At 64.4% G+C, this 13,697-nt stretch carries 12 protein-coding genes; all 12 read right to left on the bottom strand.

What is annotated here, in order from left to right; genetic code table 11:
* Window positions 1–861, bottom strand: a complete 861-nt coding sequence (locus L1Z78_RS24250; protein WP_234638887.1) for a class I SAM-dependent methyltransferase — start codon at window positions 859–861, stop codon at window positions 1–3.
* 43 nt (window positions 862–904) lie between these two features.
* Window positions 905–1,804, bottom strand: coding sequence for a class I SAM-dependent methyltransferase (locus L1Z78_RS24255; protein WP_234638888.1), 900 nt, complete (start codon window positions 1,802–1,804; stop codon window positions 905–907).
* A gap of 49 nt (window positions 1,805–1,853) precedes the next feature.
* Window positions 1,854–2,915 (bottom strand): acyltransferase, encoded by a 1,062-nt coding sequence (locus L1Z78_RS24260; RefSeq protein ID WP_234638889.1) that lies wholly within the window; start codon window positions 2,913–2,915, stop codon window positions 1,854–1,856.
* Between the two features lie 3 nt (window positions 2,916–2,918).
* Window positions 2,919–4,208 (bottom strand): ABC transporter ATP-binding protein, encoded by a 1,290-nt coding sequence (locus tag L1Z78_RS24265; RefSeq protein ID WP_234638890.1) that lies wholly within the window; start codon window positions 4,206–4,208, stop codon window positions 2,919–2,921.
* Window positions 4,205–5,005, bottom strand: coding sequence for an ABC transporter permease (locus L1Z78_RS24270; RefSeq protein WP_234638891.1), 801 nt, complete (start codon window positions 5,003–5,005; stop codon window positions 4,205–4,207). The genes L1Z78_RS24265 and L1Z78_RS24270 overlap by 4 nt, the downstream gene beginning before the upstream one ends.
* A gap of 218 nt (window positions 5,006–5,223) precedes the next feature.
* The gene (locus tag L1Z78_RS24275) at window positions 5,224–6,126 is read right to left on the bottom strand and encodes a peptidylprolyl isomerase (protein ID WP_234638892.1); all 903 of its coding nucleotides are present in this window, start codon (window positions 6,124–6,126) and stop codon (window positions 5,224–5,226) included.
* 107 nt (window positions 6,127–6,233) lie between these two features.
* Window positions 6,234–7,934, bottom strand: coding sequence for a cell surface protein (locus L1Z78_RS24280; RefSeq protein ID WP_234638893.1), 1,701 nt, complete (start codon window positions 7,932–7,934; stop codon window positions 6,234–6,236).
* A gap of 224 nt (window positions 7,935–8,158) precedes the next feature.
* Complete coding sequence (locus tag L1Z78_RS24285) at window positions 8,159–8,461, bottom strand: hypothetical protein (protein ID WP_234638894.1); 303 nt, start codon at window positions 8,459–8,461, stop codon at window positions 8,159–8,161.
* 199 nt (window positions 8,462–8,660) lie between these two features.
* Window positions 8,661–11,198, bottom strand: coding sequence for a type II secretion system secretin GspD (gene gspD / locus L1Z78_RS24290; RefSeq protein ID WP_234638895.1), 2,538 nt, complete (start codon window positions 11,196–11,198; stop codon window positions 8,661–8,663).
* A gap of 38 nt (window positions 11,199–11,236) precedes the next feature.
* On the bottom strand, window positions 11,237–11,965 hold the full coding sequence (locus tag L1Z78_RS24295; RefSeq protein WP_234638896.1) for a hypothetical protein: 729 nt from the start codon (window positions 11,963–11,965) through the stop codon (window positions 11,237–11,239).
* Window positions 11,962–12,537: a type II secretion system protein GspM gene (gene gspM / locus L1Z78_RS24300; RefSeq protein WP_234638897.1), complete on the bottom strand. Its 576-nt coding sequence runs from the start codon at window positions 12,535–12,537 to the stop codon at window positions 11,962–11,964. Before gspM ends, L1Z78_RS24295 begins: the two co-directional genes overlap by 4 nt.
* A complete protein-coding gene (locus tag L1Z78_RS24305) occupies window positions 12,534–13,673 on the bottom strand; it encodes a PilN domain-containing protein (RefSeq protein ID WP_234638898.1) in 1,140 nt (379 codons plus the stop codon). Before L1Z78_RS24305 ends, gspM begins: the two co-directional genes overlap by 4 nt.
* Between the last annotated feature and the right edge of the window lie 24 nt (window positions 13,674–13,697).

The following is a 13,697-nucleotide window of genomic DNA, read 5'->3' on the forward strand; positions in this document are numbered from 1 at the left end:
TCAGGACTTGCCCAGCAGCAGCAGGATTTCGTTGTTGCGCAGCCAATCTTCGGGATAGCGGCCCTGCAGCGCCTCGGGGATGGGCATGTCCACATGGCGCCGCTCCTCGCGCAGCACATCGAAGCCGGCCTGCCGTGCGATATCGATGAGCTCATCGGCCGTCAGCCGGTTCAGCGCCTGGTATTCCTTGAAGACAAAGCGCTTGTAGCCGTCCACGCCGAAATCGGCAAAACCGAAGTCCACCTCGGCGGCGTCCAGCGGGCCTTCGTGCTTCTCGATGATGCTCCACAACTCCTCTTCCGAGGCCATCAGGTGGTGCCAGGGCACATCGTCATAGCGGCGCAGATGCGAGCCCCAGGGCGAATGGAACAGCGGCTCGATCTGCAGGAAGAACACCCCGCCCGGCCGCAGGCAGGCATGCAGGTCCGCCAGGATGGGCAGTACCTTGTCGCGCTGCACATGCTCGAAGGTGGACCAGCTCAGCAGGCCGTCGTAGCCGGCATGCCGGCCCGCCAGCGGCGAATTCGGCACGATGGTCTCGAAGCTCAGCGCGGCAGGGATGCGCGACATGCCGAGCTGCTCGCGTGCGATGCGGGGCAGCTTGGCGTACTCCTGGCGGATGTCGATGCCGTGGATGGACGTCGCGCCATGGCGCAGCACCAGGGCCAGGTCCGTGATGCCATCGCCGCAGCCGAAATTCAGCAACCGTGCCCGGGACAGGTCCAGCGAGCGCCCCAGCCAGTCATGGGCCAGATCGGCCGCATAGTGGAAATGCGCACGGAACCATTCGTCCGTGATCCTGCCGGCATCCCATGGCGCCAGGCCAAACAGCCGTTCCTGCAACCGCAGCATCCAACTCATTCTTCAATCGCCCCTCTTGGTTCTGTCAACAGCCCGGATCCGCTCACAGCCGCTGCAGCACATAGGCATCCTGGTGGTTCCAGAAATGCACGAGCGAACGGTGGCGCAGCGCATCGCTGCCCCAGGTCTCGGCGATGCGATCGAGCACGAAACGCTCCGAGGTGAAGGCCGTGCCGTACTCATGGGCATCGATGGCATTCGACTCGCTGGAAGGCGCGAAGAAAAATCCGTCTTCATCCAGCGTCACGCTGTCGAAATCCGCCGCCTTCACGCCGTGCGTGCTGAAGACCAGCAAGCCGCCGGGCGCCACCGCATCGCGCAGCACCTGCAGCCAGCGCGTCCAGGTCGAGCGCGGCAGATGGCTGAACAGCGACAGCACGAACACCAGCTCGTACTGCTGGGGCCAGCGTACCTGCTCCGGCACGCTGGCCGACGCAAAGCCCTTCACACCGAAGGTCTGCTGGGAGAAATCCACGGCATCGACCACGATGTCCGAGACCGTGACACGCTCGGCCCCCAGCGCCTTGACCAGATGCCGCGTGAAGCGGCCATGGCCGCTGGCGAACTCCAGCACGCTGGCCGTGCGCAGCAGCGGCTTGTCCACGGCCTCCAGCAGCAGCATGAGTTCCGACAGCGTGCGCCAGCCATCGGCGAAATAGTCGCGCAGCGGGTTCAGGCTGGAGTGGTGGCCACGGAAGAAGCCGAAAATATCGTCCTGCGGCGAGATGCGGCACTCCAGCCCCATGATGTTCGAGAACGAGCCCACGAGGCCGTTCGCCTCGATCAGTTCGTGGGCCTGCAGCAGCGTATCGCGCTCGCCCCGGGCGCGGACCAGCACCTGGGCCGCGCCCGTGCGGTCGCCCTGCGCCAGCAGTTGCCGTGCTTCCTGGATCAGGCATTGTCCGGGGCTGAGTGTCGTGGGGATGGAATTCGTCGTGTTCATCGGGTATCTCGGAGATTGCGCGCAGCCGGGGTCCGGGCCGCAGTGGATGTCAGCTCACCAGGCGCCGCAGCCGGGGGATCGAAAAAAGCGCCAGCGATGTCAGGGCAGACAGCACGAACACCAGCAGTGTCAGCACCGGCCAGTAGCCACCTGCCTGCGGCAGGCCCCAGCCCCAGCGCGCCAGCATGTCGATCCAGAACGGGTGGATGGCATAAATGCCCAGCGTGGCCTTGCCCAGGTGATTCACCCAGCGGGGAACGGACTGCGGCGGCAGGCGAAGCGCCAGCAGGAACAGGCAGAACGTCAGCAGCATCGCGAAAGGACTGCGGTTGCTGTAGAAAAGCACGAAGGCCCAGTCCTTGAGCACCGGATAGGCCAGGGCCACGCCTGCCGCCATGCCGGCCACGGCCAGCAGCACCCCCAGCCACAGCAGCCAGCCCGCGATGCGCACCGGACGCCGCAGCAGGTAGTAGCCCCCCAGGAAATAGACCACGAACAGCGGCGCCAGGCCGATGAAGCTGGCATGCGAAGTCTTTTGCAGGGTCTGCGCGATGGAGGCGAACCAGGTCATGCCCGCCGCCACCACCAGCAGATGACGCCAGCCGGACCCGTCCCCGACACCCAGCACGGCATAGCGCATGGCGGGCATCATCAGGTACAGGCCCAGCATCATGTACATGAACCACAGGTGGTACCAGGGACTGCCCAGCACCACGTCCTGCACGATGCCCTGCCATGTGATGCCGCCCCACATCCACTGCCTCCAGGCAAAGTAGAACGCCGACCAGAACAGCAGCGCGGGCAGCAGCCGGGACAGACGCTGCCCCACCATGCCCCAGGGGTCGCGCTCCGCCGGCCGGGCCAGCAGCACCGCGCCGCCGACCATCACGAACATGGAGCTGCCGAAGCGGCCGGCCGCATCGCCGATATTGGCCACCCACCAGCCCAGGCTGTGCACATCGACCTGCGAGACACGCAGCACCGCCGTATGCACCATGATCACGCCGAAGGAGGCCAGTACCTTGAGCAGGTTCAGCCGTGGATCGATGCCCCCCCTGGCCTCGCCCGCAGGCAAGGACCGCTGCTGCAATCCCGTCAGGTCCTGGCCCATGCGTCAGCTCCAGTGGTGAGGCAGGCGCACCAGCCCCGGCAACGGCTTGGGAAAGATGAAGCGCAGATGCCGGAACTGGAACCATTCGTCATAGACCGCCAGTCCCGTCTCATCGAAAAGGAAGGCGCTGATCACGTAGTCACCGCTGTGCAGCGGCAGGTCGGGGAAGGTCAGCACCGTCTGCCAGGTTCCATCCGGCAGCTGGCGCGGAAAGGCACCATCTTCATGGGTGGCCAGCGAGGTGATGCCCACGCCCTTGGACTGCTCGATCATGAAGCCGATGTGCGGGCGCTCGTCGCCCCGCCCACGCGCCGTGATGGTCACCACCAGGTCCTGGCTTTGCAGCAGGCCCGGCTGATCGTCCACGGGCTCCGCCAGATCCTTGACCTCCACCGACAGAATGCAGGCCGAGCCGCTGTCCACGGCCGCCACGGGGCCCGAGGCAGGTGCAGCCACGTCGCAGGATGGCTGCGGCTCCGGCGCCTGGCCCGGGGTCTCGGTGTCTGCGACGCCTGCCAGCGCGCGCTGCTCGCGCTCCTGTCGCTCGCGGGTGTGCAGGTCGTAGGCCGCCAGCACCGGCTCGGTATCGCCGAACTGCGCCACCTGGCCGCCACGCAGCCACAGCGCGGCATCGCAGAGGTGGCGGATGTGATAGGGGCTGTGGGAGCAAAACAGAATGGTGCAGCCGCTGTTGCGGAACGCCATGATGCGTTCTATGCACTTCTTCTGGAAATGCTGGTCACCCACGGCCAGGGCCTCGTCGATGATCAGCACGTCGGGCTGCACCGCCGTCACCAGCGCAAACGCCAGCCTCACGGTCATGCCCGATGAATAGGTCTTGACCGGGCGCTCCATGGCCTCGCCCAGCTCGGCAAAGGCCGCGATCTCGGGCTCCAGCTCGCGCATGCGCTCCGGGCTGATGCCGATCAGGCTGCCACCGAAATACAGATTGTCCCGGCCACTGAAATCGGGATGAAAGCCCGCCCCCAGCTCCAGGATGGCCGTCACCCGGCCCACGCGCTCGATCTGGCCGCAGCTCGGCTGCAAGGTGCCTGCCAGCAGCTTGAGCAGCGAGCTCTTGCCCGCGCCGTTGTCGCCGATCACGCCGATGCACTGGCCCCGGCGCAGCTCGAAGGACACATCGCGCAGCGCCCAATGGCTGCGGTGCGTGGCCGCGCCCGTCAGCAGCGCCTTGAAGCGCGCGCGCGGCGACGGATACAGCTTGTACTCCTTGCCCAGGTCGCGCACACGCAGGACCAGGTCATCGGGCAGTTCGACATGCTTGGCGTTCATAGCCAGTCCACCAGTTGATCGCGGCTGCGCCGCACCAGGCCGTTCAGGAGCACGGCCAGCACCAGCAGCCAGGCGCCCAGGGCAACCCACACCGCGGGCTGGGGCCACAGGCCCTGCAGCAACACGTTCTGGTAGCCCAGCACCAGCGCCGTCATCGGATTGGCCCAGAGCACCCAGCGCCAGCGCTCGGGAAACAGCGCCAGGGGAAACAGGATGGGCGACAGGTAAATGCCCACCGACAGCAGGAAGGTCACCAGTTGCCCCACGTCGCGCAACGCCGCCGTCAGGATGGCCAGCGCATAGGCCAGCAGCGAGCACAGCAGCAACTGGCCCAGCAGCAGCGGCACCAGGGCCAGCATGGAGGTGTTCAAGCCATGCTGCGGCAGATAGGCCAGCGCCACCAGCAGCAGCAGCGGCCCGAAGATCACGCTGCTGGCCAGCACGGCCCGCAGCGGAAACAGCACGGGCGGCAGCGGGTTCTTTTGCAGGATGCCGCCCGCCTCGATCAGGCTGTTCATGCCACGCGAGGTGGCATCGCAGAACGCCATCCAGGGCAAGGCGCCCACGACCAGGAACGCGCCCACGGCATGCGTGGGCGCGTTGTCTCCCAGGCGCATGGAGAACACTACGTCGAACACCAGATAGTAGGCCGCCACCGTCAGCAGCGGCTGCAGATAGGGCCAGAGCACGCCTGCGGCCGTGCCCGCATGGCGCGCCGCCACCTCGCGCCGGGTCATCACCCACAGCAGGCCGCGGGCCTGCCACAGCGCGCGGCATTCGCCGATTAAAGAGTACATGCGTCGTTATGCAAAAAGTGCCGCCCACGTCGCGGGACGACGCAGCGGCACTTCGTTCATGCCAAACCTCGCATTTTCGCGCAAGACGCAAGGTCTGTGCCGGCCTTTATCAGGCAGACCGCGCAAAGAGTGTCAGTTTTTGCTGCATGTGCTCGACGTACGCAGCGTCGGCCCCTGCGCAATCGGGCCCGGCATCCGTGCAGCCAGCAAGAAGAGGCTCAGTGCTTCTTGACGCTTTCGCTATATGCCTTGATGGCATCAGGCTTGAGCGTGCCCTTGGCACGCAGCTTTTCCGCCTCCTTGTCGATGGCATCCTGCACGGCCTTGGCACGCACCTCGGCCACGAGCTGCTCACGCACCTCCGCGTAAGGTTGCACACCTGCGGGGCGACGGGCTTCCAGCTTCAGGATGTGGTAGCCGAACTTGGTCTTCACGGGTGCACTCAGGGCACCAGGCTTGTCCAGCCCGAAAGCGGCCTCATCGAACTCAGGAACCATGCGGCCACGCTCGAAATAGCCCAGATCTCCACCCTTGGCGGCGCTGCCCTTGTCGATGGAATTGACCTTGGCCAGCTCCGCGAAATCGGCGCCAGACTTGAGCTGGACCAGCAACTGCTCTGCCTTGGCCTTGGATTCAGGGGTATCGCCGGCAATCAGGATGTGGCGCACCTGCACCTGCTCGAGGTGCGCAAAGCGATCCGGCTTGGCATTGTAGGCATTGCGCGCCTGGGATTCGGCCAGCGCATCCGACAGATTGTGCTTGGTCTGCATGTTCTGCAACCAGGCGTCCGACAGCATCTTGTCGCGCGCAAGGCGCATGACGGCATCCAGATCCGCCTGCTTCACCAGTTTCTGCTTTTGCGCCTCATCAGCCAGGGCGCGGCGCACATAGAGGCTGGTGACGATCTGCTCGACCCGCTTGGGGTCGGACAACACCTGGCTGCGCAGGGCGTCCGGCGTGCGCAGCGCATCGGCGTTGACGTCGCTGGTCGTGATCCGGGCCGGGCCATCCATCAAAGCCTGGGCTTCGTCGGCGCGGGCGCCGGCACCCAGCAGGCAGCCAGCCATCAAGGCCAGGGCCAGCGCGGTGCGCGGCAGAGAGGAAAAAGCAGTCTTGGTCATTCGCATGCTTGCCATTTTTTCGTCGATAGAAATAAAAAAAGCGGGACTTTCGTCCCGCTTTCTTAGAGTGCTACTTAGCGACTAAGTTGCTTGCTTACGCAAACAAATTAGCGAGCGTAGCGGTGGGGCCAGGTGATACCGTAGGTGCCCGAGAAGCCAGCGCCAGCGCTGGGGTTGGTCAGCTTCTGGAAGGAAGCGCCCAGGATAGGCAGGCCAGCGCCGCCGTTGGTCACGTTGGCGAAAGCCCAGCCGCGGTTGAAGGCGGAGTTGCCGGTGTCCTGACGGGCCACGGTAGCGGCCAGAACGGAGTTGCCGTTTGCGTCAGCGAAGCTCAGCACGCTGGTTTCGCCGCAGAAGCGGAAGGTAGCCACTTCACCGGGCGACAGAACAGCGCCGTCTTCACGGAATTGCTCTTCACGACCGAAGAAGGACTGGCCATCGGCAGCCACGCAGATACGAGCATCAGCGTTTTCGTTCGTCACTTCGGTGTTGCCGGAGTGGAAGAACGCAACACCACCGTTCAGGATGTCGGAGGAGAACACGCGGACAGCAGCATTGTTTGCGTTTGCGCCGTTGTAGTTCAGAGCCACGCTGTAGCGACGGGTGGGCATGGAGAACACCCAGTCGGTCTTGCCGGAGATGCTGGCATCGTTGGCGTACTGGTTGATGACCTGGGTCACGGCCAGAGCTTGCGACAGTGCCTGAGCTTGCGTCAGGGGCTGAGTGTTGCTCAGCGCGCCGAAGTAAGGCGTGGACATGTCGGGCAGGTCGTACAGGCCAGCACGGATCACGGGGTTGTTGAAGGTACCGCCGGTCACAGCACCAGCAGCATCCTTCTCCAGGCCCACGTTCACCGTACGGAACAGCGGGTCGGCCGTCACTTGGTTGGCCGTGGCTGCGTCGACAGGGGTAGCGCGCTGGGGGAACAGCACGTAGTTGCCGCGGGCAGCAGCACCCGTGCCATTCGCACCATCAACAGCCGTCAGAGCCGTGGCAGCACCCGAGAAGGTGGTGGTCTGCGGCACGTTCATGATGTACCAGTCACCCATCAGACCCGTGGTCGGGGTAGCCAGGCCGCGGGCAGCAGCGGTAGCTTCGGTGGTCCAGTCCGTGGTCAGCACGGCGGGGTTCAGCACGGTGCTGTCGCAAGCAGCCACGCCAGCGGCGTTGTGCTTGATGGTCTTGTACAGGGCCGACTGTGCGTCAGTGGTGGAACCATAGACAGCAGCGCTGGGGATGTCAGCCATGTTGAAGATTTCAACGTAGCCTTCACGCGAGCCGTTGGCACGTGCAGCGTCAGACAGCTTGGGGTTCAGACGGCCGGTCGTGCCGTTGAAGTAACCCACGGCGTTGGCAGCCTTGGCACCATCGGACGCACCGGGAGCGGAGTTCAGGCGGGGCAGCGTGCAGGTGTTGTCCGAGCTGGCCAGTTGCAGAACGCCATTGGCGCCTTGCGACACGGCAGCGGTCCAGACGTCCTGGGGCGACAGGAAGACTTGGAAGTCCATCAGGTCGTCGGAGTTGGCAGCGCCGCGGAAACGCACCTTGACGGCCTTGCCGTTACGGGTGTCAGTGTTCACCAGGTGCAGAACGGTCATGTTGCCGTTCTGAGCGGAGAAGTAAGGCACCACCAGGTTGTGGCCCGTGCCGCCTTCGCTCAGAGCGAACGATTGGGCGTTGGATGCACCCAGCACAGCAGCCGTAGGAGCAGCACCCGTACCGACGATCACGCCAGCCGATGCAGCGCCTGCAAAGCCCAGGCCACCAACCATGGCAGCAATGCTCAGGGCCAGAACATTTTTCTTCATAAGAACTATCTCCAGTAAAAAAGATAAGGTAGTTGCAACCACCACGATTGATCGCCGAGGAATCGTAGCACAGCCAGTTACGCCCCCATGTGGCTTTTTGGAGGCGCCCAAGCATGCTTTTGCGAAAAAAACAACACTTGCCTGGCCAGCACCGGTACAGGGACGGCGCATTATCCCCGACGTTCACCCAAGCACACAATAGTGCAGGAGTCCGTTCACGCTATTTAGTCGAGGTGCAGCCACCACTTGCCATCCTCGATCACCCAGGCCTCGGTCATGCTGATGGGGATGTCCGCATTGGGAATGCTGGGCACCTTGGCCGTGAAGTTGCGACGCACTACGCAACGCGTCGGCTCACACTCGGTGGAAATCAGCTCGCCCCCCTTGAGTGCGGTCGTCCCACCGTTTTCCCGGCTGAAGCGCTCCTTGTCCTTGAGCTTGCGGTAGGTGGGCGTGAGGTACTCGTAGGCCTTGTCCACCTCGCCAGCTTGCCGCGCCTTGAGATAGGCCGCGGAACGTGCGTTCACGATGTCCTCCGCAGTCTTGCCTTCATCGGAGGTGGTGGCGCATCCCGCCACCAGTGCCAGACAGGCCGCCCCGGCCGCCCACGCCATCCATCGCGCGCCCCGTGCAAGAGGCTGTTTGATTGTCTTGTTGCTCATATGGTTTTCTCCAGAAAGAAGTTTCGAGGCAGGCAGGGTCCGAACGTTCCAAAGACCTGTCCGCTTACCTGGAAGCCGGCGTGAGAGGCCCCACCTCCACCGAAGCCTTGGAAGGCACCGGGAAGACATCCTCAGGTACGGAACGACCCGAGGACTTGAGGAGTGGCGACAGGGAGCGCATCTGCTCGCGCAGGTCTTCGCTGACCTCGCGCACGTCGACGTCGGTGCGCACCACGCGCGGGGTGATGATGACGATGAGCTCGGTGCGGGCGCCCGAGTTGTTGGTGGAGCCGAACAGATTGCCGACCACGGGCAGATCATACAAATAAGGTATGCCCGAACGGCCTTCATTCGAATTCTCCTGGATCAGCCCTCCCATGACGATGGATTCCCCCGACCGCACGGCCACACGGCTCGAGATCTGCCGCTGCAGGAACGCGCGCTGCCGAGTCACCTCATCCATCGCGCCGACATCTGTCACCGATTGATTGACTGTCATAGTGACCAGATTGCCGGCATTGACGGACGGGACGACCTGCAAATTCACCCCCGTATCCTTGTAAGAGAAGTTGTCGATGGCGGTCCCCGAGGTCCCAGTCACCGTGGTGCCGGATTTGTAGGGCTGCTGCGTACCGACGGCGATAGCCGCCGGATGGTTGTCCAGCACCATCAGCGTAGGACTGGCGACCACCTTGACCTGGGTCTTGCCCGCCAGAGCAGTCAGCACGGCCTTGATGTTGCCCAAGGAGTTTTTGAGCGTGTAATTAAAGCCCTGCCCGAGGCTCAGACCGCCCAGCCCTCCTGTGGCTGTGTCTAATGATGTAGCGCCAGGTGGGCGCTGGTCCCCTGCCTGCCCCAGCAATCCGCCATTTCCGCTGTAGCCCTTGTTACCGACATCGCCACTGAAGGCCCATTGCAGGCCATAGCGCAATGTGTCGTTGAGAGTGACCTCCACGATGCTGGCCTCGATCAGCACCTGGGTGGGCGGCAGGTCCAGCTTCTTGAGCGAAGCTTCAATGCGCTCGAATTCAGCTGGCGTACCCCAGACCAGCACGGAGTTGTTGAGTTCGTCGGCCATGACGCGAACGCTGCCGAGATTCGCACCGACCATGCCTTGGCCCGTTCCGGTCTGGCCCCCAAAGCCCGAGTTCGTCGTAGAGCCAAAGCGTTGCCCGGTGCTCGAGCCAAAGCCGCTATTGCCAAAGCCGCTGTTTCCGAATCCGCTGTTGCCGAATCCGCTGTTGCCGAATCCGCTGTTGCCGAATCCGCTGTTGCCGAATCCGCTGTTGCCGAATCCGCTGTTGCCGAACCCGCTGTTGCCGAACCCGCTGTTGCCGAATCCGCTGTTGCCGGAAGTCGATGTTCCCAGGCCCGGCGCCACGCCGCTGTTGGCCGTGCTGCCGCCCGTGGAGCCGCCGAATATGCCGGCCAGCACGCTGGCCAGATGCCTGGCATTGCCGTTCTGCACGCGGTAGATGTTCAACTGCGGCTGGGATCCTCCGGAACCCGGCTGGTCCAGCTTGGCCAGCCAGCGCCGCGCCTCGTCCAGATAGGCGGCGCGCGGCGTGATGACGATGATGCTGTTGAGACGCTCGATGGGGATGATGCGCAGGGCGCCGAACATGGGGTTGCCCTCGCCCAGCGCCGTCACGGCTCCCGCGCCGGCACCGGCCGCAGGTGCGGCGCCTGCGGCAGCGCCTGGCCTGGCCGAACCGGCCGCGGCACCGGGTGCGCCAGGGGCGGCAGCCCCGGAACCGCCTCCGCTCATGATCTGCAGCGCCGAGCTGACTTCCTGGATGGAGACATACTTGAGGGGAAACACGCCCACGGACATGCCTTCGAGCAGGTTCACATCGAAAGTGCGTACCATGTCCAGCCAGCCTTCCGCCTGGGCCCGCGAACCGGCCATCACCAGCAGGTTGCGGATGTTGTCCACGCGCACGATGGCATCACCGGGCACCATGGGCCGCAAAATGGAAGCCATCTCGTTCGCGCCAATGTATTGCAGGGGCACGATGATGGTCCCGTAACCTGGCGCGATCGGCTTGTCAGGCGCAGCCTGGCGCACGGTGGCTCCTATGCTCTTGAGCGCATCGACGCGGCCCACATGGTAGGTGCCGCGCGCATCGCGCACCATGGCCATGCCATTGGCCTGCAGCGCGGTCTCAAGCAGGTTGAGAGCCTGATCGGCAGGAATGGCGTTGCGCGTACTCAGCGTGATGTTGCCGTTGATCGGCGGATGCAGCACATAGTCCAGCGACAGGATGTCCCCCAGAACCGTGCGGACCACCTGGGACAGGGGAGCATCCTCGAAATTGAGCTTGACGGGACTGCCCGTCACGGCCGGCAGGGGTTTGGCCTCACCCAGCAGCTTGCCCGTACCCTCCAATATCCGCGGCTTGGGACTGTCGGCTTCTGTGGCAGGCTTCTTCTTGGCGTCCTCCCGCCCGTCATCGCCTTCAGGCAGGAACACATATCCACCGGCGGCATCGCTGCCGAAGTGGCTGACGAAATTGTTCTTGGCAGGCTGGGCGCATGCCAGCAGCAACTGGCAGACGGCAAGCGCCAAGGCTGTTCGGATAGGTCGATTGGACAGTTGCATAGATTTTCTCGGCTGTTCTTTCAGTTGCGGGGAGGCCCTTACCGGACCACTCCACCGCCCAGGCTTGCGCCCTCATTCCGGGATGGGCTTTCCTGCGGCACGGGTGCCGAATCGCTGTGCTGCGCCGGCGTGACAGGAGCAGGCTGGACGGTCTGCGGCTGTTGCGTCGGCTGCGAACGGGTGACGGCGAATGTGCCTCTCTGGGCACGTGGAGGAATAGCCATGGGTGCCAAGGCGCTGCCCATTCCCCCTGCTTTTACAGTTGCAGGCCTGGTCAATGGCAGGCGGCGCTTGCGCCCCCCGCTCTCCAGTTCGATCTCCCGATCGAAAACTCGCGACAGCGTCCACCCGCCCAGGCTCTGGCTCACCAGAAGGCGCTGCTCCTTGCCCGCGTACTGCACGATGGCCCCACTGACGGCGCCATCAAACAATCCCATGATTTTCGCCTTGGCCCATTGATCCTGCTCTGCCGGTTCCTCGTCGGGCTTCTTCGCTGGCGCTGGCGGCGGTGGCGGACGGCGGCTGAGAGCGAACAAAGGCCGCTCCTGCATCTGGAGCATCAACTGATCCTCCTGGCGCGTTCCGGAAGCCGGCGCTTCAGGCAACGTGGGCAACAGCGCCCTGATATCCGTCTTGAGGGGCTGGGGCGGCGCCCACCTGCTGTCCTTGACCTGCATCTGCGGCGTGAGCCAGGCCGCAGCCAAGGCGGCACACAGCAATACCTGGGCGGCTCCGAGACCCCACCCCAGCCAGTTGATCTGCTTCACTGTGTCTTGCTCCGGAGAATGCTGAAGGTGAATTGCGCACTCAACCTGGGCGCCACACGGGGGCTGGCATTTTGCAGGCTGCCGGGCAGGTTGACCTCCAGGTCATCGAGCCAGACAGTGGGACTGATGTCACGCAAGGACAGAAGTGCCATCTGAATGGCGGTCCACTCGCCTTCCGTGGACATCACCACGTCGATGCGCTCATAGGTTCCCTCTTCCGGATTGGGACGCACCTGGCTGCTGACGATGGCAAGGCCGGCACGGTCCAGGGCAGTGCGCAAGCGCTGCTGTACCGCATTTCCGGTCTGCGTGGCATCGCTTTCGCCGGGATAGACATGCTTGGCCTTGGCGTCGGCCAAGCTTTCAAGAGCCTGCTGGATTTCCTCTGCCTGTTCCTGCAGTCCCAGCAGCCGCGCATAGCGCGGTTCCACGAGGTCCAGTTGGCTCTGGCCCCAGTTGTGCTTGGCATGGACCCACAGCCCGCCGGCAACGAGGGGGATCAGCAGGGCCAGGGCCGGTATCGACAGTATCGCCATCTGGCGCAAGGGCAGTCTTGGCTTGGCGACCATCATGCACCCTCCTTCGCCGCAGTGGATGCGGCGGGTGCATCTGTGGCTTCAGGCACGACTTTGGCATCCTCCACGGCATGCACGCCGAGCACTGCCGGATCCAGCGTGACCTCCAGCGTGAAGCTCTCCTTGCTGGTCCGCGAGGACCGGGTCACGGCGCTGGGCAGACGCACATCGCGCAAGCCCGGCTCCTTGGACAGCAGGCGCACGGCTTCAGAAGTATCGTCGCTCAAGCCCTGCACCGTGAGCTTGTCCCCCCTGAACTGCACGCGCTGCACCGCCGTGTCATCGGGCAGTACCCGCGTCAGGAGGGCCATCACGCGCAGGTGATCGATCTGCTGCTTTTGTCGCTCCAGCAGTGCGGAGACGCTTTCTGCCTCAGTCACCAGCGCCTGCCGCTTGGCCACGACGTCACGGGTAGACTGGGTCAACCGGGCGAACTGGGTACCGGCGTCCTGGGCACGCAGATACAGCTGCGCCGTCGGCGTGGCGGCCAGGGCCGCAACCAACGCGACCGCGGTCAACATTCCGGTCAACAGCCAGATGCGCTGACGTGCCTCGCGCGCCAGACGGGGCTGTTCGCCAAACCCGGTCATCATGATCGGCTGCGCCCCGGACTCCGCCCAGACCTCGGGCTGCCTGCCGACAGGCAGCCGGGAGCCTTGCTCCCTCAAGACCCGCTGCACCTGATCGCGCGAAGTGATCACCACGTCGACCTGCTGCGCAGAAGAGACACTGCCCGGAGCGCGGACCGCAAAGGCCCAGAGCGTCTGCGCCTCGGTAAAGGGCGTCATCATCTGCACATCCAGCCCCACAGCCCCACGCAACGCCTTGGGTGACATGGCGGGCAGGCGCAACGTACGTACCAGCACCTGCTCGGAAGACAGCAGAACCGCTGCATAGGCAGGCGCTGCAGTCCTTGCACCATCGGACTGCGCAGCCCAGTCGAGGCGATCGCCCCTGACCCAGGCCACACCATCAGGCCGGGAATCTCCTGCCACCACTTGGATGGAAAACCGCGGCACGCACCGCCGCACCCAAGGCTGGCGCGCCAGTTGCAGCCATGCCTCACGCAGTTGGTCGCCCAATGAAGTCAGGTCGATGCCGAACAGCTTCGCGTCGGAACTCAGCAGCGGCATGGATACCCCCTCCCGCTTTCACAT

It is taken from the genome of Delftia tsuruhatensis (assembly GCF_903815225.1).
Classification (GTDB): domain Bacteria; phylum Pseudomonadota; class Gammaproteobacteria; order Burkholderiales; family Burkholderiaceae_C; genus Comamonas; species Comamonas tsuruhatensis_A.